The 22091-nt window shown below is 77.0% G+C and carries 22 protein-coding genes; 8 read left to right on the top strand and 14 right to left on the bottom strand.

The window, feature by feature from the left end; all coding sequences use genetic code 11:
• Nucleotides 1-1362, top strand: coding sequence for a DUF58 domain-containing protein (locus tag ATL51_RS26030; RefSeq protein WP_100880229.1), 1362 nt, complete (start codon nt 1-3; stop codon nt 1360-1362).
• Nucleotides 1359-3701, top strand: a complete 2343-nt coding sequence (locus tag ATL51_RS26025; protein ID WP_167410054.1) for a transglutaminase TgpA family protein — start codon at nt 1359-1361, stop codon at nt 3699-3701. Before ATL51_RS26030 ends, ATL51_RS26025 begins: the two co-directional genes overlap by 4 nt.
• A 342-nt stretch (nt 3702-4043) precedes the next feature.
• On the opposite strand, the gene ATL51_RS26020 is transcribed toward ATL51_RS26025, so the two are convergent.
• Together ATL51_RS26020 and ATL51_RS26015 are read right to left on the bottom strand one after the other, a co-directional pair.
• Entirely contained in the window at nt 4044-4454 is a 411-nt protein-coding gene (locus tag ATL51_RS26020) for a DUF3040 domain-containing protein (protein WP_100880227.1), read from the bottom strand.
• 314 nt (nt 4455-4768) lie between these two features.
• Nucleotides 4769-5527 (bottom strand): class I SAM-dependent methyltransferase, encoded by a 759-nt coding sequence (locus ATL51_RS26015; RefSeq protein WP_073573929.1) that lies wholly within the window; start codon nt 5525-5527, stop codon nt 4769-4771.
• 128 nt (nt 5528-5655) lie between these two features.
• Here ATL51_RS26015 and ATL51_RS26010 point away from each other — a divergent pair, with 128 nt between their 5' ends.
• A complete protein-coding gene (locus ATL51_RS26010) occupies nt 5656-6486 on the top strand; it encodes a ParA family protein (protein ID WP_073573930.1) in 831 nt (276 codons plus the stop codon).
• Between the two features lie 100 nt (nt 6487-6586).
• On the opposite strand, the gene ATL51_RS28755 is transcribed toward ATL51_RS26010, so the two are convergent.
• Both ATL51_RS28755 and ATL51_RS26000 read right to left on the bottom strand, forming a co-directional pair.
• Nucleotides 6587-7462 (bottom strand): SAV_6107 family HEPN domain-containing protein, encoded by an 876-nt coding sequence (locus tag ATL51_RS28755; RefSeq protein ID WP_167410053.1) that lies wholly within the window; start codon nt 7460-7462, stop codon nt 6587-6589.
• Between the two features lie 42 nt (nt 7463-7504).
• Nucleotides 7505-7768, bottom strand: coding sequence for a hypothetical protein (locus ATL51_RS26000; protein ID WP_301549197.1), 264 nt, complete (start codon nt 7766-7768; stop codon nt 7505-7507).
• A gap of 382 nt (nt 7769-8150) precedes the next feature.
• Here ATL51_RS26000 and ATL51_RS25995 point away from each other — a divergent pair, with 382 nt between their 5' ends.
• Both ATL51_RS25995 and ATL51_RS25990 read left to right on the top strand, forming a co-directional pair.
• Nucleotides 8151-8762, top strand: coding sequence for a GNAT family N-acetyltransferase (locus tag ATL51_RS25995; protein ID WP_073574082.1), 612 nt, complete (start codon nt 8151-8153; stop codon nt 8760-8762).
• Nucleotides 8763-8799: 37 nt separating this feature from the next.
• Entirely contained in the window at nt 8800-9480 is a 681-nt protein-coding gene (locus ATL51_RS25990; protein ID WP_062402138.1) for an LppM family (lipo)protein, read from the top strand.
• A gap of 39 nt (nt 9481-9519) precedes the next feature.
• Here ATL51_RS25990 and ATL51_RS25985 read toward each other — a convergent pair whose 3' ends face one another.
• The 4 genes from ATL51_RS25985 to ATL51_RS25970 all read right to left on the bottom strand — a co-directional run bounded on the left by ATL51_RS25985 (nt 9520) and on the right by ATL51_RS25970 (nt 13168).
• Nucleotides 9520-10509, bottom strand: coding sequence for an NADPH:quinone reductase (locus tag ATL51_RS25985; protein WP_100880946.1), 990 nt, complete (start codon nt 10507-10509; stop codon nt 9520-9522).
• Between the two features lie 56 nt (nt 10510-10565).
• Entirely contained in the window at nt 10566-11186 is a 621-nt protein-coding gene (locus ATL51_RS25980) for a DedA family protein (RefSeq protein ID WP_224402909.1), read from the bottom strand.
• A gap of 78 nt (nt 11187-11264) precedes the next feature.
• Nucleotides 11265-12674 carry an LCP family protein gene (locus ATL51_RS25975; RefSeq protein WP_100880225.1) on the bottom strand — a complete coding sequence of 470 codons (1410 nt, stop codon included), beginning with the start codon at nt 12672-12674 and terminating at the stop codon, nt 11265-11267.
• Nucleotides 12675-12817: 143 nt separating this feature from the next.
• On the bottom strand, nt 12818-13168 hold the full coding sequence (locus tag ATL51_RS25970) for an ArsR/SmtB family transcription factor (protein WP_301549196.1): 351 nt from the start codon (nt 13166-13168) through the stop codon (nt 12818-12820).
• Between the two features lie 86 nt (nt 13169-13254).
• Here ATL51_RS25970 and mgtA point away from each other — a divergent pair, with 86 nt between their 5' ends.
• Together mgtA and tatA are read left to right on the top strand one after the other, a co-directional pair.
• A complete protein-coding gene (mgtA, locus tag ATL51_RS25965) occupies nt 13255-15990 on the top strand; it encodes a magnesium-translocating P-type ATPase (protein WP_157818536.1) in 2736 nt (911 codons plus the stop codon).
• Complete coding sequence (gene tatA, locus ATL51_RS29635; RefSeq protein WP_073573933.1) at nt 15987-16235, top strand: twin-arginine translocase TatA/TatE family subunit; 249 nt, start codon at nt 15987-15989, stop codon at nt 16233-16235. Before mgtA ends, tatA begins: the two co-directional genes overlap by 4 nt.
• A 45-nt stretch (nt 16236-16280) precedes the next feature.
• Here the strand turns inward: tatA and ATL51_RS25955 are convergent, their stop codons facing one another.
• The 3 genes from ATL51_RS25955 to ATL51_RS25945 all read right to left on the bottom strand — a co-directional run bounded on the left by ATL51_RS25955 (nt 16281) and on the right by ATL51_RS25945 (nt 17981).
• The gene (locus ATL51_RS25955; RefSeq protein ID WP_322789693.1) at nt 16281-16925 is read right to left on the bottom strand and encodes a vitamin K epoxide reductase family protein; all 645 of its coding nucleotides are present in this window, start codon (nt 16923-16925) and stop codon (nt 16281-16283) included.
• Nucleotides 16922-17569, bottom strand: a complete 648-nt coding sequence (locus tag ATL51_RS25950; RefSeq protein ID WP_062402120.1) for a DsbA family protein — start codon at nt 17567-17569, stop codon at nt 16922-16924. Before ATL51_RS25950 ends, ATL51_RS25955 begins: the two co-directional genes overlap by 4 nt.
• Nucleotides 17570-17651: 82 nt before the next feature.
• Entirely contained in the window at nt 17652-17981 is a 330-nt protein-coding gene (locus tag ATL51_RS25945) for a hypothetical protein (RefSeq protein ID WP_073573934.1), read from the bottom strand.
• Between the two features lie 165 nt (nt 17982-18146).
• Between ATL51_RS25945 and ATL51_RS28495 the strand changes: the two genes are divergently transcribed.
• Nucleotides 18147-18647: a cupin domain-containing protein gene (locus tag ATL51_RS28495; protein WP_157818535.1), complete on the top strand. Its 501-nt coding sequence runs from the start codon at nt 18147-18149 to the stop codon at nt 18645-18647.
• Here the strand turns inward: ATL51_RS28495 and ATL51_RS25935 are convergent.
• From ATL51_RS25935 to ATL51_RS25925, 3 genes are read right to left on the bottom strand one after another with little or no spacing between them, the layout of a single operon-like run.
• Nucleotides 18640-19317: a response regulator transcription factor gene (locus tag ATL51_RS25935; RefSeq protein ID WP_226356207.1), complete on the bottom strand. Its 678-nt coding sequence runs from the start codon at nt 19315-19317 to the stop codon at nt 18640-18642. The two genes, ATL51_RS28495 and ATL51_RS25935, sit on opposite strands and share 8 nt — an antisense overlap.
• Nucleotides 19314-20621, bottom strand: coding sequence for a sensor histidine kinase (locus ATL51_RS25930; protein ID WP_208623072.1), 1308 nt, complete (start codon nt 20619-20621; stop codon nt 19314-19316). The genes ATL51_RS25935 and ATL51_RS25930 overlap by 4 nt, the downstream gene beginning before the upstream one ends.
• Entirely contained in the window at nt 20618-22030 is a 1413-nt protein-coding gene (locus ATL51_RS25925; RefSeq protein ID WP_157818534.1) for a heparan-alpha-glucosaminide N-acetyltransferase domain-containing protein, read from the bottom strand. Before ATL51_RS25925 ends, ATL51_RS25930 begins: the two co-directional genes overlap by 4 nt.
• Nucleotides 22031-22091: the final 61 nt, after the last annotated feature.

Below are 22091 nucleotides of genomic sequence, written 5' to 3'. Positions count from 1 at the left end.
GTGGCGCCGACCGCGCCGCCGTCCGGGCCACCGGCTCCCGCCGAGCCCGGTGACCCGGCGGCACCCGGGTCGTCCGGGTCGTCGGCGCCGCTCGCGGCCGGCGCCGCGCCGCGCCGGGAACGGCGGGCCGGACTGACCGTGCGCGGGCGCTGCCTGCTCGCCGGCGGCGCCGCGATGGTCGTCTCGGCGATCGTGCTCGACGAGCGCGACCTCGTCCGGATCGGGGCGTTCGTGCTGTTGCTGCCGCTGCTGGCACTCGTCGTCGCGCTGCGGTCGCGCCGCTCGCTGCAGGTCGGGCGCACCCTGGAGCCGGCGCGGCTGGAGGCGGGCAGCGGCGGCACGGTGCTGCTGCGGATCGCCGGCGGCGCCCTGCTGGGCGCACTGCGGATCGCCGACCACGTGCCCGACGCCGCCGGTCCCGCCGACCGCTACCCGCCGCGGTTCACCGTGCACCGGCTCGGCCGGCGCGGTGCCCGGGTCGGCTACCCGGTGCGGCCCGCGGCCCGCGGCGCGTACCGGATCGGTCCGCTGCGCGGTCGCGGCACCGACGCGCTCGGCCTCGCCGAGTTCCGCCACGACCTGCTCCCCGCCGACCGGCTGCTGGTCCTCCCCCGGGTCACCCCGCTGACCGGGCGCCCGGCCCTGACCTCCACCGCCGCCGGGCGCGGCGCCGAGGGCGGCAGCCGTCCCGGCCCCGGCACCCCGGACGTGCTCATCCGCCCCTACCGCCAGGGCGACGAGCTGCGCCGTGTGCACTGGCGCTCCAGCGCCCGGCGCGACGAGCTGATGGTCCGCCTCGACGACCGTCCCGACCCGTCCGGCGTCACGCTGCTGATCGACCGGCGCGACAGCGCCCACCGCGGACACGGGCCCGCCTCCAGCCTGGAATGGGCGGTGGCGTTCACCGCCAGTGTCGCGGTCCATCTGCTGCAGCGCGGCGAGGCTGTCGCACTCGTCGACGAGTCCGGCGACACCGTCGGCGACGTGCCGCCCGGTGTGACCGGTGCGGACGCCGTCCCCCCGCGGCTGGAGTCGCTCGCGCTGCTGCGGCCCTCGGCGAGCACCGGGTTCACCGCGCCCGGCCCCGGGCCCGGGCACCCGGAGGGCGTGCTCGCGGTGCTCGGCGGGACCGCGCCGCAGGACGTCACCGCGCTGGTCTCGGCCTGGCCGCGCGGCGGGCACGCCGTCGTCCTCGACGTCGACACCTGGTCGGCCGCGACGCGGTCCCGCCCGGCGTCGGTCGCGGCGGCCGCACTGCGCCGCGCCGGCTGGCACGCCACCGTCGTCACCTCCGACATGACCGTCCAGCGGGCCTGGTCGGACGCCTGCGGCTCGGCCGGCATCACGGGGGCGACCGGATGAGCGCGCCGACCCGTCCCCCCGTCCGGCCCGCGCCGCCGCCCGCCGCGCCCGTCCCCGACGCCGCGCCCGCGGGCCGGACGCCGGGTGCCCCGGCCTGGACGGTCGTACTGGGACCGGTCGCGACGGCCGTCGCGGTGCTGCTCGCCGGGACGGCGATGAGCTCGGTCGTGCAGGGCGCGGCCTGGTTCGCCCACGCCGCCGTCGCGGTCGTGCTGGTCTCGCTGGTCGGCGGCCTGCTGCTGCCGCTGCGGGCCTGGCTGGTCGCGCCCGGCCAGCTGCTGGTCCTGGTCCTGCTGGTGACCGCGTGGTTCACCGGCAGCGGCGTGCTCGGGGTGCTCCCCGGGCCGTCGGCGTTCGCCGAGCTGTCGGGGCTGCTCGGCGGGGCCGGGCAGCAGATCGACAGCGGCCTGCCGCCGGTCGCGGCGAGCCCGGAGATCCTGCTGCTGGTCACCCTCGGGTTCGGCACGATCGCGATCGCGGTGTTCGGGCTCGCGGTGACCGTGGCCGCCCCGGCCGCGGCCGGGGTGCCGCTGCTGGTGGTGTTCGCGGTGCCGACGGCGCTGCAGCCGGGCCTGCTGCCCTGGTGGACCGTGGTCGCGGCGACGCTCGGCTACGGCGTGCTGCTGCTCCTGCGTCCGGACCGGCTGCGGCAGATCCCGGCCGGAGCCGCGGTCGTCGCGGTCGCCGTCGTGGGCTCGCTGCTGGCCGGACTGCTGGCATCGTCGGTGGGGACCTCGGGTCGCTTCGACGCCACCGGAGGGACCGGGGGCGACGCCGACGGCTCGATCGGGCTGAACCCGTTCACCTCGCTGCGCGGGCAGCTGACCCGCAGCGAGCCGCGGCCGCTGTTCGGCGTCCGTGGACTCCGGACCCCGACCTACCTGCGCGCGCTCACCCTGCAGACCTACGTGCCGCAGGAGGGCTGGAAGGCGGGGCGCCCGCTGCCGGGCGTGCCGCTGACCGGGCCGCTGCCGCCGTCGACGTCCGGGCCGGCCGCGTCGCAGGACGTGCAGGTCGAGAACCTGGGCTTCCGCGACTACTGGCTGCCGGTGTTCGGCGACCCGACCCGGATCGCGGTGAACTCACCGAGCTGGGCCTACGACACCGACGGCGGCATCGTCTACAGCGAGCGCGCACAGTCCGAGGACGGCTGGACCCAGTCGATGCGGCTGCCGGAGCCGTCGGCCGACCAGCTGCGCGCGGCGTCCGGGCCGACCACGGTCGACCGGGCCTACCTCGACGCCGACGGTGTCGACCCGCGGGTCACCGCGATCGCCCGGGAGGTGACCGCCGGGGCCACGACGCCGTTCGACCGGGCGATGGCGCTGGAGGACCACTTCACCGGGCCCGGCTCCCCGTTCACCTACAGCCTGGCGACCGCGCCGGGTGGCAACGGCGACGCCCTGGTCGACTTCCTGACCCGCGGCCGGACCGGCTACTGCGAGCAGTACGCCTCGGCGATGGCGGTCATGCTGCGCGCCGTCGACGTCCCGGCCCGGGTGGCGGTCGGTTTCACCGCAGGCGACGCCGACGGCTCCGGGGCCCGCACGATCACCACCGAGGACGCCCACGCGTGGGTCGAGGCGTGGTTCCCCGGCTACGGCTGGATGACCTTCGACCCGACCCCGCTCGCCGACGGCCGCACCATCGACCCGGCCTACGTCCAGCAGGCCCGGGAGCAGGACGGCGGCACGCCCGCCGCCGAGCAGACCCCGCAGCCCGAGCCGTCCGCGACGCCGCCGCCCCCCGAGGCCGGTGGCCCCACCCCGGAGCCTCCGCCCACCGAGGAGCAGGCGGCCGACCAGCCGTCGGCCGCGACCGGGTCCTGGTGGCCGCTGGTCGTGGCGCTGCTGCTGGCGGCCGCGGTGGTGCTGACCCCGGGCCTGTGGCGCCGGCACCAGTACTCCCGCCGGGCCGGGCTGGCCCGGGCGGGCGGCGACGGCGCTGCGGCGGCGGCATGGGACGAGGTCCTGGCCGCCTCCCGCGACCACGGGGTCCCGGTGCCGCCCGGGGACACCGTCCGCGCGGCCGCCGACCGCATCACCGAGCGGCACGGCCTGTCCGGGCGCCCCGCCGAGGCGCTGCGGGAGCTGGCGGGCCGGGTCGAGGCGAGCTGGTACGGCGGGATGCTGCCCGAGCCCGGCACGCTCGACGGCCCGGTGGACGAGGTGCGGACGGCGATCGCGGCCGGCGGGACGTCGTTGCGGGCCCGGGTGCTGCCGGCCTCGGTGGTTCCGGAGGCGGTCCGGCGCGGGCGCCGTCCGTCCGACGACGACCCGACGGCCGACGACGGCGCCGCCGACACCGACACGGCCGGAGAACCCGCCGAGCGGGGCTGACCCGCCCGGCGAGCGCCGTCGGCCCGCCCACCGTCCGCGCGATGATCCGCTCCGCGCGTGCGTCCGGACGCACGCGGGCCGCGGATCTCCGCGCGGGCGCGGGGTTCGCAGCCCCCAGCGCCCCGACCAGCGGCCGGCGTCCGGTCGGCGGCGTCACCCGGCCGACGGCGGTCGACGGCGCCGGTCCGGCCCGTGCGGCGGCTCCCGTCCACCGGCGACCGCTGGTGCCGACGGTCGGCACATCGGGCAGCCGGTGCCGGGCACACGACAGCGGGGCGGGTCACCGAGTCGGTGTCCCGCCCCGCCGGGCGTCGTACGGGCGGCCGGGTGGGCCGCCCGGTGTCACTCCTGCTCGAAGCGGCGCCGGAAGCGCTCCTCCATACGGCCGGTGAAGCCACCGCCGCTCTCGCCGGACTGCTTGTCCTTCGGGGCGGCCCCGCCCTGACCGGTCGTCTCCTCGCCGCCGCGACGGGCGCCGATCGAGGTGACCGCCAGCAGCGCGCCGCCGAGCATGGCGAGGAAGCCGACGATGCTGAGGATCGGCAGGTCGCCGAGCCAGAGTGCCCGGAAGGGAATCCCGGCGACGAGCAGCACGAGGCCCACCACGAACAGGACGGCGCCCTGGATGCGGCGGCGCCGGGCGGGCTTGCTCCGCCGGCTACCGCTGACCGAGGACGCGAACTTGGGGTCCTCCTGGTAGAGGGCGCGTTCGATCTGTTCGAGCAGGCGCTGCTCGTGCTCGGAGAGCGGCATGCCTTCACCTCCGGCACACGTAATCGGACGGTAGGCCGCAGTCGACCCGGGCCTCCTCGCCCCGGCCGGTACGACGGGCGCCCCAACCTGGGCGTCTGATGTCCAGAGTACGAGGCGAATCGTGCCGCGACCACCCGGACCGTCCAACCCGCTCGGCTGATCGTCGAGCGGACGGCGTGGCGCGGCGTGTCGTCGCTCACCCGGACTGTCGCAGACCCACCCGGACGGGGGTGGGCAGCCGGGTGAACGTCGGACGACCGGTCACCGACGGCAGCCGGAAGGCGACCGTCGGCCACCGGCGGCGGGGACGGGTGTCAGTACCGCCGGGCGAGCAGATGCAACCGCGGGGCGACCTCGGCGAGGGCGCCGACCTGCGACGCGAGCGCGTCCAGCTCGTCACGCTCGTCGCGGCCCGCCGTCTCGCCCTCCTGGCCGGGACCGGGCAGCCACGCCTCGAGGGTGCCGTCACCCTGCAGGATCTCGGTCCGCAGCCGTCCGGTCTCGGCGGTGAGCTCCTGCAGCCGGTGCGCGTCGAACCGGCGCAGCAGCCGGTCGTCGGTACCGGTGCGGCCCTCGGGGTCGGTGAGCAGGGCACGGGCCTCGGCGAGCCGGCCCGTGGCCAGTCGCCCGATGAACGCGCCGTAGCGCCCGACCGTCAGCACCGACACCGCCCCGCCCGGGGCGGCGGCCGCGGCGAGCGCGGCGAGCACCCGGCCCGGGCCGTCGACGACCTCGAGCAGCCCGTGGCCCAGGACGAGGTCGGCGCCGTCGGCCGGGGCGACCTCGGCGAGGGTGTCGACGTCGCCGTTCACCGGGGTGATCCGGTCGGTCACGCCGGCCTCACCGGCGCGCCGGGCCAGCGTCGCCAGCGCGTTGGGACTGGTGTCGACGACGGTCACCGCGCAGCCGGCGATCGCCAGCGGCACCGCCCACGTGCCGCTGCCCCCGCCGACGTCGAGCACCCGGGGCGCGGCCCCGGTGTCCCGGCGGACACGGTCGATCTCCCTGTCCAGCACCCGGAACACGGCGGCCCCGCGCGCTGCTCCGGCCTGCTCGCGTGTCGGCGATCCCACGGCACCGAGACTAGTGGCCCCCGCCGGTGCCCGGCCCGCCCGCCCGCCGGGACGCCCACGACCGGGCGCCCGACGATCACCTGCACTCCGCTCGGCGACCGTGCCGGACCGCACGGTACGTTGGGTGGGTGCAGGTCGTCGCCACGCTCAGTCTCAAGGGTGGCGTCGGCAAGACCACGGTCGCACTGGGTCTGGCCGGCGCGGCGCAGCGGCACGGCGTCTCCACCCTCGTGGTGGATCTCGACCCGCAGGCCAACGCCACCACCGCGCTCGACCCGGAGCCCACCACGGCGACCGTCGCCGACGTGCTGGACGAGCCGCGCCGCGCGGTGGTCGAACGGGCCATCGCGCCGTCGGCGTGGGGCGAGGGCCTCGACGTGCTGGTCGGCGCGGAGCAGACCGAGCGGCACAACCACCCCGACCCGGGGGCGGCGCAGCTGTACCGGCTGGACCGCGCCCTGCAGCGGCTGGCCGGCGAGCTGATCACCGACGACTCCGGTGGCTCCGAGCACGCCGAGGAGCGCTACCGGCTGGTGATCGTGGACTGCCCGCCGTCGCTGGGGCAGCTGACCCGCAGCGCGCTGTCCGCCGCGGACCGGGCGATCCTGGTGACCGACCCGACGATGTTCTCGGTGTCCGGCGTGCAGCGCGCGTTCGACGCGGTCCAGACCGAGCGCGAGCGGTCCAACGACCGCCTGCAGCCGCTGGGCGTGCTGGTCAACCGGGTGCGGCCGCGCAACACCGAGCACGAGTTCCGGATCTCGGAGCTGCGCGAGCTGTTCGGCCCCCTGGTGTTCAACAGCGTCCTGCCCGACCGCTCGGCGGTCCAGCAGGCCCAGGGCGCCTGCCTGCCGATCCAGGCCTGGGACACCCCGGGCGCCCGGGAGATCTCCGCGGTGTTCACCGCGCTGCTGGGCCGGGTGCTGCGCAGCGCCTCGCGCCCCGCCGCCTCGGCCTGACCGGCCCCTCCCGGTCCGTTCCTCGGCCCCGCCCGCTCCCGCTCTCCTGCCGTCCGCCGATCCGCTCCCCCGTGCGGCCCGCCGCTCCGGCGGACGGACCTCACCGGGGCAGCAGCAGCTGCACCCGGGTCACGAACTGCTCGGCCTGGCGCAGCAGGTCGTCGGCGGCACGCCGGTCGATGTGCCGCCCGATCCCGGCCTCGGCCTCGATCCGCAGCCGCGAGCACCCGGCGAAGAACGCCGCCCACTCCTCCAGCTCCGGAGCGACCTCGGCGAGGAGCCGCCAGACGTCACGCGGGGCGCCCCGGCGGGTCCGGGGCCGGGCCCGCATCGCCAGCACCGCCGCCCCGGCACGCAGCGCGGCGAGGTAGGCGGCCGGGTAGCGACGCAGCGGCTCGGTCTCCCGGTGCGCCTCGGCGAGCTGCTCGGCGGCCTGGCGCAGCAGCCCGAGCGCATCCCGCGACGGCGGGGCGGGCGCGGGCGACCGGAGGGGCACCGGCCCGGCCGGACGGGCCGCGCCCTCGTCCGACCCGGCAGCGCTCCCGGCCTGGCGGGCCGTGCCCCCGGCCGGACGGGCCGTGCCCCCGGCCGACCCCGCGGTGCTCCCGGTCCGCTGCGGGGCGCCCCCGTCCGCCGGCACGTATGCGCCCGGCAGGGGGATCACCTGCCCGGACCGGCCGGCGGCGCCTGTCTCCCCGGCCCGACCGGGCCGGCCGGTGCACCCGGTCCCGGCCGGGTCCGCACCGGTCCGGCCGCTCCCCCGCCGGGACGGCGCCGCCCCGGCGGCGGCCCCCGTACGGTCGGCGGCGCCCCGTCCCGCGCCCCGGGCCGCGCCGCAGTCCAGCGGCCACAGCCCGTCGGCGACCGGCCGCACCCGGCCGGACCGCCGCTCCGGCCGCGCGGCGCCCGCCGGGGCGTCGCCCGGCCGTCGCGCCCCGGCGGACCGCGGCGACGGCAGCGCCAGGTCCAGTTCCATCGTCCTGCTCCGCACGCGCACCTCCCGCATCTCCCGCACCTCTCAGTCGACCTTCACCAGGTCCCACACGCCCGGACCGGACCGCATCCGCAGCACCACCTCACGCGGCGGTTCCTGCGGGTCCTGCACCGACCGGGCGAGCACCCGCCAACAGCTCAGCCGATCCCCGCCCACCGGCATCGGCGACGGGAACGGCCACGGGGACTCCTCGATCCACTGGTCCCGAACCCCGGTGACCAGGAAATGTTCCCCGCGGCGCGACGGACGCCGCGAGAACTCGACCGGCTCACCGTTCTGCCAGCGCACGTCGATCGCCGCTGGCTGGCGGGACCGGAACAAACGCGAGAAGCCGCCCACTGGCATCACCACGCCCTCCACCCGGTGGCCGGGCCTCGGTTCCCACCACCGGAATCGGTCTCCGGGACGCCCGGCGACGGGGTGCTTCCCCCACTCCGCCCACCGGACGCCCGGCGTCGAACGCGCGTTCGACATACGTCAGTAGAACGCGTGTTCGATCGTCGCGTCAAGTCGGGTGACCGGGTGGCGCCACTCACCCACCGGCACCGTGGCGGGGTGCGCGGTCCGGACCCGCCGGGACCGGCCGGGCGTGGTGTGATGGGGACATGTACCCGGACACCGACCCCGCCCCGGCGCGGGCGTGCGGTCCCCGCCGGGGCCGGTGCTCGCGGTGACCGCCGCACCGTCACGGGCGCGCCTGGTCGGCCTCGGCCGCAGCGAGTTCGCCGACCGGCTGGGCGAGGCGATCGACGTCTACGTCACCGCGATGGGCTACCCGCGGTCGACCGCACGCCAGCGCCGCTCGCTGTGGCTCGAGCACTCCTACCGGCCGGGCTGGCGCTCGGTCGGCTGGCTCGACGAGCAGGACCGGCTCACCGGCATCGGCTACGGCTACTGGGGCGGCCCCGGGCAGTGGTGGTTCGAGGAGGTCCGCCGCGGGCTGCGTGCCCGTCGCGGGGAGCCCGGGGCCGTGAGCGCCGACTGGCTGACCGACTACTTCGAGCTGACCGAGCTGCACGTCCACCCGCAGGCACAGGGCTCGGGCATCGGCGAGTCGCTGCTGCGGGCGCTGGCCCGCGACGCCGCCCGGGCCCGGATGCTGCTGTCCACCCCCGAGTACGGCCGCGCCACGCCCGGCCGGGCGTGGCGGCTCTACCGTCGTGCCGGGTTCGTCGACGTGCTGCGCGAGCACCTGTTCACCGGGGACCCGCGCCCGTTCGCCGTGCTCGGACGCGAGCTGCCGCTGCTTCCCACGGATCACCCGACACACGCCCCCGAGTGACGCCGGGACCGTCGTACCCGGGTGGCACGATGACGCCATGCCGCCGCACCGCACCGCGCCGCCCGCACGCCGTCGATCCCGGACGCGTGCGCTCGTGCTGCTCGCGGTGCTGGCCCTCCTCGCGCTGACCGGTTGCACCCGGGTCCAGGTGGCCCTCGCCGTGCAGCCGGACGACACCGTCGACGGCACGATCGTCGTCGCGACGCCCGAGGGCGCACCGGACGGCCGCGGCCCGCAGCTGGAGGTCCCGGCCGACCTCGCGGGCGAGGTCGAGCTGTCGCCGTACGACCAGGACGGCTTCGTCGGCACCCGTGCGGCCTTCGAGAACCTGACCTTCGCCCAGGTCTCGCAGCTGAACCTGCTCGGCGGGAACGCGTCGGGACGGGCGAACCTGGAGCTGCGCCGGGTCGGGGAGCGGATCGCCGTGCAGGGCCGGGCCGACCTGACCACGATGCCGGTGGACCGGGCCGACGTGCGGCTCGCGATGAGTTTTCCCGGCGAGGTCGTCGAGTCCGACGGCGAGACCGACGGCGGCACCGTCACCTGGGAGTTCGTCCCCGGTGAGGTATCGCAGATCAACGCCTCGGTGATCTCGACCGATCCGAACGCGCCGTCGATCCTGGGCTGGTCGCTGCTGCTGGCCGGGCTCGTCGTCGTCGCGGCGGGGGCGGCCGTGCTGCTGGCCCGGCGCGACCGGAACCCGCCGATCCGGCGCTGAGGGCGCGCCGGACCGGCGGGGGTGGCCGACCGGAACCGGTCAGAGGTCGACCACGACCTTGCCCGTCGTCCCCGCCTCGACGGCCTCGTGCGCGGCGACGACGTCGTCGATCCCGAACCGGGTGACCGGCAGCGGGGTCAGCGCTCCGTGCGCGGCCGCGACGCCCAGCCCGTGGGCCGCGTCGGCCAGCACCGGGCGGGGCATGGTGTAGAGCAGCGCGAACCGCAGCACCGCGTTCGCCCCCATCAGCGCGCGGACCGGGATCGACGGATCCTGCGGGGTGGCGGCGTAGGAGACGACCGCGCCCCCGTTGCGCAGCACCGCGAGGTCCTGGGCCAGGTTGTGGGCGAGCGAGACCTCGACGATCCGGTCGACCGGTCCGGCGGCGTCGAGGATCGCGGCGCCGGGATCGCCGTCGCGGTAGTTGACGACGTGGTGCGCGCCGGCGGCCCGGGCCAGCTCGGCCTTCTCCGGACCGGACACGGTGGTCACCACGGTCGCCCCGGCCCAGCGGGCGAGCTGGATGCCGTAGTGCCCGACCGCGCCCGCACCGCCGGTGACCAGCACCGTCCGTCCGGCGACCGGGCCGTCGGCGAACAGGCAGTGGTAGGCGGTCATCGCCGGGACACCCAGGCAGGCGCCGAGGTCGTCCGGCGCGCCGTCGGGCAGCACCGTGGCCTGCTCGGCCGGCAGCACCGTGTACTGCGCGCAGGTGCCCCACTCGGCGAGCGCGGCGCCGCCGTCGCCGCCCGGCGACGCGAGCCAGGTCCAGACCCGCTGCCCGACCCGGGACGGGTCGACCCCCTCACCCACGGCGTCGATCTCGCCCACGCCGTCCTGGTGCGGGATGCGGACCCCGTCGAAGGGCCGTGACGTGGTGCCGTCGCGGGTCTTGGTGTCGGTCGGGTTGACCGCCGAGATGCGGACCCGGACCCGGACCTGGCCAGGACCGGGCTCCGGGGTGTCGATCTCACCGACGGTCAGGACGTCGCGGGCGGTGCCCTCACGGGAGTAGCCGGCTGCCTTCATCCGGGCCATCCTGCCGTCGCCGGTCCGGGCCCGCACCCGGTGCGGCACGACCGGCGTCAGGCGGCGTCGCGGCGCTCCTCGGCCAGGGCGGCGACGGTCTCGCGGGCGGCGGCCCGGCGGGCCTCGGCGCGACGACGCCGCACCCGCCACCCGACGACGCCGGCGACGACCACGACCGCCAGGACCACCCAGCCGGCGATCCCGAAGGCCTTCTCGAACTGCTCGGCGGCCTCGCGCAGCAGGAACCCGGCGGTCACGTGCACGGCCGACCAGACCGTCGCCCCGACGACGACGGCGGGCAGGAACCGCCGCAGCGGCAGACCGGACGCCCCCGCCGCGGCCGGGGTCATCGTGCGCACCACCGGCAGGAACCGGGCGCCGAGCACCGCCCACGGACCCCAGCGGCGCAGGGTACGGGCGGCGTCGTCCCAGGCGTCGCGGCCCATCCGGCCGATGATCCGCGACTCGCGCAGCCGCGGGCCGAAACGGCGGCCGATCGCGTAGCCGATCGCGTCGCCGCAGGCGGCGGCGACCGCGACCACCCCGGTGACCAGCACCGCGGCCGGGACGTCCGGGACGGCCATCGCGGCGGCGATGAGCACGGTCTCGCCGGGCAGGACCAGCCCGACGCCGATCGTGGTCTCGCCGAGGGTGACCAGCCCCGCGACGAGCACCACCACCCACAACGGGACGGAGGTCAGGAAGTCGATGATCTCGGTGATGGGAGGCTCCTCGGCCGGGGTGACGGGGCCGCGTCAGTCGACGCAGGGCACCCCGTCGGCGGTCAGCTCGGGCTGGGTGTCGGCGGGCGGGGTCGGGTCACCCCGGGGCGCCGCGGCCCGTCCGGTCCCGCTCTCCGCCGGGGCCGGTGTCGCCGGCGCGGCGGAGTCCGCGTCGTCGCCGTCTCCGGGGTCGGCCGGTGCCCCGGGCGCGGCCAGCCCGGCGAAGAACGCCGTGACCTGCCCCGGGTCGACCTTCACCGCGACACCCTCGCTGCCGGTCCGGTAGTCGGCCCGGCCGGTGGGGATGGTGCGGAAGGTGACCCGGTCACCGCGCAGCTGCGCGGCGTGCGCGAGCATCGAGGTGAGGTCCCAGCCCTGGTCGAGCACGACGGCACCGTTGACCGCCTGCATCAGGTCGGCGACGGCCGTCGGGTCGGTGAGGGTGCCCGCCGAGAGGAGCCGGTGGGTCAGTCCCGCGAGGAACGCCTGCTGGCGGCGGACCCGGTCGAGGTCCCCCTCGGGCAGCCCGTGCCGCTGCCGGACGAACTGCAGGGCCTGGGCGCCCTGCACGGTCTGCGGGCCCGCGGCGAAGTCGGCGCCGGAGTAGCTGTCGCGCACCGGGGCCCGGAGGCACACCGGGACGCCGCCGAGCGCGCGGGTGATCTCGGCGAACCCGGCCAGGTTGACCTGGGCGTAGTGGTCGATCGAGACGCCGGTGAGCTCCTCGACGGTGCGCACGAGCAGCCTGCTGCCCGCGGCGTTGGCCTCCCGCTCCAGGTCCGGCCCGCTCAGCCCCCGCCGGATCAGGTCCGGCCGGGCGATCGCCGCACCGCGCGCCAACGCAGAGTTGATCTTGTGTGTGCCGAGGCCGGGAACGTCGACCCAGGAGTCGCGCGGGATCGACACCGCGGAGGCGCCGAGGTCGGGGTCGTCCGGGATGCGGACCAGCATCAGGGTGTCGGTGTTGTCCTGGCCGTCGGCGTCGCCCGCGTCCAGGGCGTCGAGGACCTCGCGGGGCAGCGGGTTGCCGCGGGCGTCGACCCGGGAGTCGCTGCCGACCAGCAGGATGTCGGTCGCGCCGTCGGCGACGTGCGGTCCGGTCACGTCCGCGGTGGTCAGACCGCTGGTGCCGCCGACCATCGCCCAGCCGGCGCCGGTGGCGAGGAAGACCGCGACCGACAGTGCCGCGACGAGACCGCGGGCGCGGTGCCGCAACGAGGCGGGGGCGCGCTGCTCGGCGCGGGGCCAGGGGGCGACGGGGCGGATCGGGGTGGTGGGGCGGGTGCCGGGGTCGGCGGGCCGGGCCCGCGGGCCGGCCGACGCGGGGCGTCCGGCGGGCCGGGCCGGGCCGCCCGACGGAGCACCGGGGACCGCGCGCGACGGACGGGGGCCGGCCGGGGCGCCGGGGCGGGCCGCCGGCGGGCCGCCGGAGCGGGGCCACACGCCCGGCGACCGGGTGTCCCGCGGCGCCGTACCCCGGGTCCCGGCCCGCGGCGCGCCCGGAGCCGGCGGGACGCCGGGGACACGGGGTGCCCCGGCCCGGTCCGGACGCGGACGGTCCGGGGGCACCGGGCCCGGCGGCGGCGTCACGCGATCCCCCGCCCGCGGACGGCGCCCGGCTCACGCCTGCGGTCCTGCGCGGCCACCACGGTCCGGACCACCTCGACCACGCCGGCGTCGGCGATGACGTAGATCTGGTGGCGGCCCTCGCGGCGGGCACGGACCAGCCCGGCGAGCTTGAGCTTCGCCAGGTGCTGGCTCACCGTCGCCACCGGCTGGCCGAGAGTCGTCGCGAGGGTGCCGACGTCGCGCGGGCCGTCGGCGAGCAGCCAGACGATCTGCAGCCGCGAGGTCGCGGCGAGCATCCCGAACGCCGCGGCCGCGTCGGCCAGCAGCTCGGGGTCGAGGGGCTGCGGGTCCTCGGGGGCGGTCTCCACCGGGCCTCCAGACAGTTGCGTCACTTACGCAACTGTTACCGTACCGGGCGGCACCGGACGCGGTGCCGGGGACCGGAGGGACACCGTTGGACCGGACGATCGGGCGCGACGGTGCCGCGGCGCGGCCACCGCCCCCGCCGGCCGATCCGCCCGTCACGCCCGGCGAGCCCGCACTGCGGCACTGGGCGGGCGCCGACGCGTTCGCGCTGCTCCGGGGCCTGGAGTCCGCGCGCCGCGGCCTGTGCGAGGACACCGCCGCACTGCGCCTGCACGCCCACGGTGACAACGCCACCGATGCCGTCCGGCGCCCGGGCGCGGCCGTGTGGGCCCGCCGCGCGCTCGCCGGCCCGTTCTCCGGCCTGATGACCGTGCTCGGGGTGCTGCTCGCCGTCGCGGGCAGCCCCGGCAGCGCGACGCTGGTGCTCGTCGTCGCCGCGCTCGGCGTCGGGCTGCGCCTGTGGCACGCCGCCCGCAGCGACCGGCTGTCGCGGGAGCTGCGCGCGCACGCCGCGACCACCGTGACGGTCCGCCGCCGCCCGGCGCCCGGGACCGCACCGCGGGACAGCGAGGTGCCGCCGGAGGACCTGGTGCCCGGCGACGTCGTGCTGCTCGGCGCGGGCGACCCCGTCCCGGCCGACGCGCGGCTGCTGCACGCCCGGGACCTGCTGGTCGACCAGTCGTCGCTGTCCGGGGAGCTGCTGCCGGTGACGAAGGCGCCCCCGTCGTCGCGGGAGCCGCGCCCGGCGCCGCGGCGACGGCCGTCGCGGGCAGGGACCGACGACCGCCCGCTCACCGCGCTCCCGGCGCTGCTGTTCGCCGGGAGCACCGTGGTCCGCGGCACCGCGACGGCGGTCGTGCTGGCCACCGGGGCGCACACCCACACCGAGGAGCTGGCCGGGCGCGGCCGCCGTCCCCGTCCGGAGTCCGAGGTGGACCGGGGACTGCGGTCGGTGCGGCGGGCGCTGGTGCGCTGCATGCTGCTCGCGGCGCCGCTGGTGCTGCTGGTGAACGTCGAGGTGTCCGGTGACGTGCGGCAGGCGCTGCTGTTCGCCGTCGTCGTGACGGTCGGCCTGGCCCCGGAGCTGTTGCCGCTGATCGTCGGGACCACGCTGCTGCGCGGCGCGGCCCGGCTGCGCGAGTCCGGGGTGCTGGTGACCCGCCCGGAGGCCATCCACGACCTCGGCTCGATCGACGTCGCCTGCCTGGACAAGACCGGCACGCTCACGGAGGACCGGGTGGTGTTCACCCACTCCGTCGACGTCGACGGCCGCCCCGACCCCGCCCCGGCCGACGCGGCCGCGGTCGCGGTGCGCTTCCAGACCACCCCGCGCGACGGCCTCGACGACGCCGTGTCCGCCGCCGACCGGGACGGGTCGGCGCTGCTGGCCCACGGCCTGCTCACCCGGGTCGAGGAGCTGCCGTTCGACCACTCCCGGCGGCGCTCGGCGATGGTGCTGCGCGACGCGCACGACCCCGGTGAGCTGGTGATCGTGCGGGGCGACCCGGACACCGTGCTCCCCCGCTGCACCCGGGTCGCCCGCGACGGCGGGGCCGTGGAGCTGACCGCGTCGCTGCGGACCGCGGCCGCCGACGCCGCGGCCGGGCACCGCGCGACCGGGCTGCGGGTCGTCGCCGTCGCCACCCGCCGGACGCCGCTGCTGCGTCCGCTCGGCGCCGGTGACGACGACGACCCCGAGCGCGACCTGCTGTTGCTGGGCTTCGTCGGGATGGTCGACCCGGTGCGGGAGTCCGCGGCCCGCGCGGTGGAGCGCTTCGCCGAGCAGGGCGTCGCGGTGAAGGTCCTGACCGGCGACGACACCGCCGTCGCCGAGCAGGTGTGCGCGCGGGCCGGGATCGCGGTCACCGGGGTGCTCGACGGCACCGGGCTCGACGCCCTCAACGACGTCGCGCTGGCCCGAGCGGTGGCGCGCACCACCCTGTTCACCCGGCTCGGGCCGTTGCAGAAGGAGCGGGTCGTCGCCGCGCTGCAGGCCCGCGGGCACACCGTCGGGTTCCTCGGCGACGGCCTCAACGACGTCGGCGCGCTGCGGATCGCCGACGTCGGGATCGGCGTCGACGGGGCGGTGCCCGCCGCCCGGGCGGCCGCGGACATCGTGCTGGCCGACCGCAGCCCCGACGTCGTCGTCTCCGCGGTCGAGGAGGGCAGGCGGACCCTGGGCCGCGCCACCCGCTATCTGACCGTGACCGCGGCGCTGAACGTCGGCAACGCCCTGTCGGTGCTGGTCGCCTCGGCGGTGCTGCCGTTCCTGCCGCTGCTGCCCGCACAGCTGCTGCTGCAGGGCGTGCTGTTCGGGGTGGCCGCACTGTCGTTGTCGTTCGACCGGGTCGAGCCGGGCTGGACGGCGCGGCCCCGGCGCTGGGACACCCGCGGGATGCTGTGGTGCATGGCGGTCCTCGGGCCGCTGGCCTCGGCGTTCGACCTGGTCACGTTCTGGGCGGTGTGGCGCTTCCTGGGCCTGGACACCCCGCAGGAGCAGGCGGTGTTCCAGGCCGTCTGGTTCATGGAGGGGGTGCTGTCCCAGGTCCTGGTGCTGCTCCTGCTGCGGACCCGCGCCGGGCGCGCCGCCCGGCCGGTGGTGGCGACGGTGTCGGCCGTGGTCCTGGCCGGGCTGGCGGTGCCGTTCACGCCGCTCGCCCCCCTGTTCGGGATGGCGGCGCCACCGCCCGCGGTGTGGCCGCTGCTGGCCGCCGTCGTGCTGCCGTTCCTGTCGTGTGTGGCCGCGACGCGGCCGCTGTACCTGCGTCACGTGCTGGGGATCCGCGCCGCGGACCCCCGGCAGGAGAAGGAGAGGATCCGATGACCCCACCCGGACCGACCCAGCTGCTCGTCGTCCTGCTGGTCGTCGTGCTGCTGTTCGGCGCGAAGAAACTGCCCGACCTGGCCCGCTCGGTGGGCCGGTCCACCCGCATCCTGAAGTCCGAGCTGGGCGGGACCCCCGACGACGGCGCGGCCCGCTCCGAGGACCGGGCCCTCGAGGAGCGGCCCGCCGGGGAGCCGGCGGCCCGGGAGCGGGTCGCGGAGGAACGGACCACCGGCGAGCGCTGACCGTCGCGGGGCCGGGGACGCACGTCCCCGGCACCGCGGGCCGGTTCAGAGCAGCGAGGACCAGTAGGTCCAGAAACGCTGCAGGATCAGCCCGACGACCACCAGGAACCACAGCACCACCGGCACCGCGTGGTAGCCGGTGATCCGGGTGTGCAGCGCACGCGCGCCGCCGCCGAGGGCGTCCAGGGTCGCGAGCAGCGCGTACCAGAAGATCGGGATCGTCACCGCCCACACGACCATGCAGTACGGGCAGAGCGCGCCGATCCGGTACAGGCTCTGGACGATGAGGTAGTGCACGAAGAGGACGCCGAGCGCGGACCCGGCCGTCAGCCCCACCCACCACCAGCGCGGGAAGCGGGCCCCGGCCAGCAGGGCCGCACCCGTCGTCACCACGACCGCGAACGCCCCGATCCCGAGCAGCGGGTTCGGGAACCCGAAGAACGCCGCCTGCGGGGTCGTCATGACCGACCCGCAGGACAGCACCGGGTTGATGCTGCACGACGGCGTGTAGGCCGGGTCGATCAGCAGCTCGATACGCTCGACGGTCAGCGTGAACGCCGAGATCAGCCCCAGCACGCCGCCGACGACGAGCAGCCACGGCAGGAACCGCGGTACCGGCCCCGGCACGGCCGGGGCGCCGGTGGTGACACGGGAGAACTCCTCGGTCCGCGCCGTGGAGGGGACGCTCACCGGTTCACCGCGGCGTCGAGGGCGTCGGTGATGTCCTGCACCGAGCGGAGCTGCACCTTCTCACCGTTGACGAAGATCGTCGGGGTGCCCTCGACGCCCGCGGCGAGCCCGGCGTCCTTGTCGGCCTGGATCTTCGCGGCGGTCGCCGGGTCGGCGACGGCGGCGTCGTAGGCGTTCAGGTCGAGGCCGAGGTCCTGGGCGTAGCCGCGGAACACCGTCGCCGCGTCCGGGGACTCGGACCAGTCGCGCTGGGTCTGGAACAGGCGCTCGTACATCGGGTGGAACGCGCCCTGGGCGCGGGCGGCCTCGCCGGCGAGCGCGGCGGCCTCGGCGTTCTGGTGCATCGGCAGCGGGAAGTTGCGGAACACGAACTGCACGCGGTCGCCGTACTGCTGCACCAGCTGGTCCATGATCGGCTGGACCTGGCCACAGGCGGGGCACTGGAAGTCGGCGAACTCGACCAGGGTGGCCGAGGCGTTCGGGGCGTCGTTGAGGCGGGCGGCGTCGGCGGTGACGAGGCTGTCGGGCGCACCGGCGGCGGCGCCGGTCTCCGGGGTGCCGGGTCGCGTCGCGAACAGCAGCGCGGCCACGATCAGCGCGAACGCGCCGACGACGGCCAGGGAGATCTTGACGTTGCGGGTCATCGGGAGTCTTCCTCCACGGGGCCCGGCGCGGTGGCCGGGTCGGAACGGGTGCGGGGACGCGGTGGCGGGGTGACCGCACGCCTCAGTTGCGGTCCACGCAGAGGTGTTCCACCGGCGACGGCGCGCACAGCGTCCGTTCCGGTGCGGCGGGCGGCGCGGTGCCGGTGTGCCCGGCCGCCAGGACGGCGACCACGGCGACCGGCAGCAGCGACGGGGCGGGCACGTCGTCGTCGCGGCGGGGGGCCTGCTCGCAGTCCCCTGCGTGCATCAGCGTGAGCGGGTGCTGCGAGCAGTCCGAGCCGACGACGACCGCCGGGGCGGCGCCGTGGGCGCCCGGGGCGGTCGCGACGGCGGGGCCCGCGCACAGCACCAGGGCCAGGACCAGCAACGCCATCGGGGCGAGGACGCGCACGTGCCTCACCCCACCTCTCCGCTCCGACCACGGCCGGACGCCTCCGGCAGCGCCCACGACGATACCGAGGGGCCCTCGCCGCCCCGGTGCTCCCCCACGGCCCGCGCGGGTGGAGACCGGCCGCCGCGCCGGGACGCCCGGTCGCCGGACCGCTACGTTCGGTGCGTGAGCTTCCCCGATCCCGGCGCGGTGTGGCGCCCCGCCACGACCACCGAACGCGCCGTGACCTCCCCGACCGGCTCGTGGACCCGGTTCGCCGCACCCGGCGCGGAGGTCGGTGGCGGGTTCGGGCTGTTCGAGTCGTGGATCCCGGCGGATTCCCCCGGTGCGCTGCCGCACCTGCACACCGGGTTCACCGAGAGCTTCTACGTCCTCGACGGTGCACTGCGGGTCATGACCGGCGACACCTGGACCGAAGCCGGGCCGGGCGACCTGGTGCACGTCCCGCACCGGGGGGTGCACGCGTTCCGCACCGGCCCGGACAGCGACGCGCGGTTCCTCATCCTGTTCGTGCCCGGCGCACCGCGGGAGCGCTACTTCCGGGGGCTGGCGGAGTTCGCGGCGCGGGCGACCCCGCCGTCGGCGGAGGAGGTCGACGCGTTCGCGCTGACCTGCGACCAGATCAACCTGCGCGACCACCCCGGCTTCACCACGCCGCTCAGCTGACCAGGCCGGCCCGGAACGCCAGAGCGACGAGCTGTACCCGGTCACGCGACTGCGTCTTGGCGAGCAGGTGTCCGATATGGGTCTTCACCGTCGCCTCGGAGACGACGAGGTCGGCCCGGATCTCGGCGTTGGACCGGCCGTTGCCGACGAGGACGAGCACCTCCCGCTCCCGCGGGGTCAGGTCGGCGAGCGCGGCGACGGCGTCCACCGACGGCTCCGCGGCGGCCGGCTCGGGTGCGGTGAGCAGCGGCCGGGTGGCGCGCAGCAGCCGCCGGGTGGAGACGGGGTCGACGACCGAGTCGCCGCGGTGCACGGTGCGGACGGCCTCGATCAGGTCCTGCGGGGACACGTCCTTGAGCAGGAAGCCGCTGGCACCGGCGGCGATGGCCTCGGTGACGGACTCGTCGAGGTCGAAGGTGGTGAGCACCAGGACCCGCACCCCGGGGTGCTCGGCGACGACCCGGCGGGTGGCGGCGATGCCGTCGAGGCGGGGCATCCGTACGTCCATCAGCACGACGTCGACCTCGGTGCGGTCCAGCTCGGCGAGCGCGGCCTCGCCGTCACCGGCCTGGGCGACGACGGCGAGATCGTCGCACGAGTCGAGCACCATCGCGAAGCCGGTGCGGACCAGCTCCTGGTCGTCGACGAGCATCAGTCGTACGGGGTTCACCGTTCTCCTCGGGCCGGGGGTGTGAGGGGCAGGCGCAGCCGGACCGTCCAGCCGCCGTCGGCGTGCGGACCGGCCTCGACCGAGCCGCCGTGCAGGGCGGCGCGCTCCCGCATGCCGGTCAGGCCGTGGCCGCCGCGCGGCGGGGTGGGGACGGGGCCGCGGGCTCCCTCGTCGTGGACGCGCACGGTCAGCTCGTCGGTGGTCCACCGCAGGTCGACGTGGGTGGGCACGCCGGGCCCGGCGTGCTTGATGACGTTGGTCAGCGATTCCTGCACGATCCGGTAGACGGTCAGGCCGGGACCGGTCGGGAGCTCCCGCGGGGTGCCGATGGTCCGCAGGTCGACCGGCAGCCCGCCGGTGCGGACCTGCTCGACGAGTGCGGGGACGTCGCCGGCGCCGGGCTGCGGACGCGCCGGGTCGGTGTCGGTGTCGTCGTCCGGGCCGGTGTCGCGCAGCATCGACAGCAGCCCGCGGACGTCGGACAGCGCGGACCGGCCCGTCGACGCGATGCCGGAGAGCACCTCGACGGCCTTCGCCGGGTCGCGCTGCGCGGCGAACTGGCCGCCGTCGGCCTGGGCGATGATCCCGGACAACGAGTGGGCGACGACGTCGTGCACCTCGCGGGAGATCCGCGACCGCTCGGCCAGCAGCTCGAGACGGACCTCCTGGCGGCGGGCCTCCTGCAGCAGCCGGTTGCGTTCGCGCAGGTCCAGGGTGCGGCGGTGGGCGGCGCGGCGCAGCGACCCGAGCAGCCACACCAGCAGCGGGACCGTCGCCATCGCGCCGAACAGGGCCAGTACCACCAGCGGGGTCATGTCCGGGGAGGCGAACAGCGCCGCGGGACCGCGCGCCACGAACGGTCCGAACACCCCGACCGTGAGCACGACCAGCGCCAGCCAGCCGGCCCAGCGGGGCCCGTAGGCCACGGCCGAGTACCCCATGACCAGCGACGGCAGCAGGAACGCGGCCATCGTGCCGGGCAGCGCGAAGGAGCAGACCAGCGCGACGACCGCGGTGGCGATCGCGGCGGGCATCGGGTACACGCGGCGCAGCGGCACCGGCAGCGCCGCCAGCACCGAGACGACGAGCGCCTCGATCCGCATGTCCGAGCGGACACCCTTGCCCTCGAGGGTCCAGCTGATCGCGACCCAGATGAGCAGCGCGGCCAGCACGGCGTCGACGACGACGGGGTTGCGCCGCCCGAGGGCGACGGCCCGCTCGACGAGCGTGGGCGCCTCCGACGGGCTCGACCGGAGTGCGGGCAGCCGGCGCAGGGAGTCCCGCATCCGGGTCGCGATGCTCATCGCGCCTCCTCCCGCACCGGGTCCGATGATCCCCGGTACCCGATCGTGTCGGGCGCGCGGCCCGTCGTGCCGTTCTGCATGTCCCGAGCCTCCCGCGCCGCGGACCCGCCGGGCATCGGAGCGGGGTCCGATCCCCGGTCTCCGACCGTGGGCGGAGAACCGGCCGCGCGCACGGAGACGCTGTGCACCAGCGCCTCCAGCGGACCGCGCCCGACGAGCCCGCGCCAGGCCCACGCGGAGGCCACGGCCAGGCCCGCGACCAGCGCCGTCGCCGCCCACGGCGCGGTCTGCGGCCACTCGCCGAGCGAGGCGAGCAGCGCGATGTGCCCGGCGTAGAGGGTCAGCGCGAGCGCGCCGGTCGCCGTGAGCGGGGCGAGCAGCCGACCCCCGTACCGGGCGGCGAGCAGGCACAGGCCGAGCACGGCGACCGCGACCCCGGCGGCACCGACGACGTCGAACGGGCTGCCGCTGTGCGGGGTCGCGGCGAGCAGCCAGGCGGGCGTGGTGGTGGCGACCGTGCCCAGGGCGCTGCCGCCGAGCAGCTGCAGCGCGAGCTCGGCGGGGACACCGAGCCGGTCGGCGACGGGCGCGACCGACGCGAGGAGCGCGTCGCGGCCGCCCAGGACGTCCAGCGCCAGCCAGGACCCGCCGTACCCGAGCACCGCGCCGACGGCCCCGCCGGCGACCAGCCTGGTGCCCGCCGTGCGCAGGTCGAGCCGGCCGACCGCCATCCCGAGCAGCAGGAACGGCATCCAGGTCAGGACCGGGTAGGCACCGCTGAGCAGCACCGTGTCGAGCGCGTGCACGAGCCCGGCGGGCGAGGTGAGGTCGGCCAGGTGCACGGTCGCGCCGAGCACCGTCTGCCCGTCGGCGTCGGTCGGTGACCCGAACCGGGCGCGCAGCACCCAGGACAGCAGCGGCCCGGCGACCGCCCAGACCGCGGCGGCGACCGCCAGCGCCCGGGCCGGGGCGAACAGCACCGGCAGGAGCAGCCAGAACAGCACCCCGTAGACGACGAGGATGACCATCGGCCCGCTGCTGATCTCGGCCAGGAGCAGCCCGAGGACCACCAGGAGCAGTCCGCGGACCGCGATCCGGCGGCGCAGCCACACCCGGTTCCGCGCGGTCGGCGCAGCGAGGACGGGCGCGGCCATCAGGGCCAGCGACACCCCGCCGAGCACCGCGAACAGCACCGCCGCGCGCCCGTTCACCACCTGGACCGGCCAGGACGACCCCGCGGCGACGGCGACGTGCGCGACGATCATGCCGAGCACGGCGAGGCCGCGGGCGGCGTCGACACCGGCCACCCGGGCGCGCCCGGGACGGTGCCGGCCGCGCGGCCACGACCCGCTGCCCGGTCCGGCAGGTGGCGCCGACGGTGGGACGGGGGCCCGGTCTGTCGTAGTCATGCCGCAACGGTGCGGGCCGGGGCGCCCCGGGCGCGTCGGAGCGGGGAACGATCTGCGCTGT

This window comes from Pseudonocardia alni (genome assembly GCF_002813375.1).
Lineage (GTDB): Bacteria > Actinomycetota > Actinomycetes > Mycobacteriales > Pseudonocardiaceae > Pseudonocardia > Pseudonocardia alni.
Note: the sequence above shows the minus strand (reverse complement) of the source record. Positions and strands in the feature narration are given on the sequence as shown.

Bases quoted from the DNA above. Each gene is read 5' to 3' on its own strand.
- ATL51_RS26025 (WP_167410054.1), top strand. From the start codon at position 1,359: ATGAGCGCGCCGACCCGTCCCCCCGTCCGGCCCGCGCCGCCGCCCGCC.
- ATL51_RS26020 (WP_100880227.1), bottom strand. From the start codon at position 4,454: ATGCCGCTCTCCGAGCACGAGCAGCGCCTGCTCGAACAGATCGAACGC.
- ATL51_RS28755 (WP_167410053.1), bottom strand. From the start codon at position 7,462: ATGGAACTGGACCTGGCGCTGCCGTCGCCGCGGTCCGCCGGGGCGCGA.
- ATL51_RS25990 (WP_062402138.1), top strand. From the start codon at position 8,800: ATGCCGCCGCACCGCACCGCGCCGCCCGCACGCCGTCGATCCCGGACG.
- ATL51_RS25985 (WP_100880946.1), bottom strand. From the start codon at position 10,509: ATGAAGGCAGCCGGCTACTCCCGTGAGGGCACCGCCCGCGACGTCCTG.
- tatA (WP_073573933.1), top strand. From the start codon at position 15,987: ATGACCCCACCCGGACCGACCCAGCTGCTCGTCGTCCTGCTGGTCGTC.
- ATL51_RS25950 (WP_062402120.1), bottom strand. From the start codon at position 17,569: ATGACCCGCAACGTCAAGATCTCCCTGGCCGTCGTCGGCGCGTTCGCG.
- ATL51_RS25930 (WP_208623072.1), bottom strand. From the start codon at position 20,621: ATGAGCATCGCGACCCGGATGCGGGACTCCCTGCGCCGGCTGCCCGCA.
- ATL51_RS25925 (WP_157818534.1), bottom strand. From the start codon at position 22,030: ATGACTACGACAGACCGGGCCCCCGTCCCACCGTCGGCGCCACCTGCC.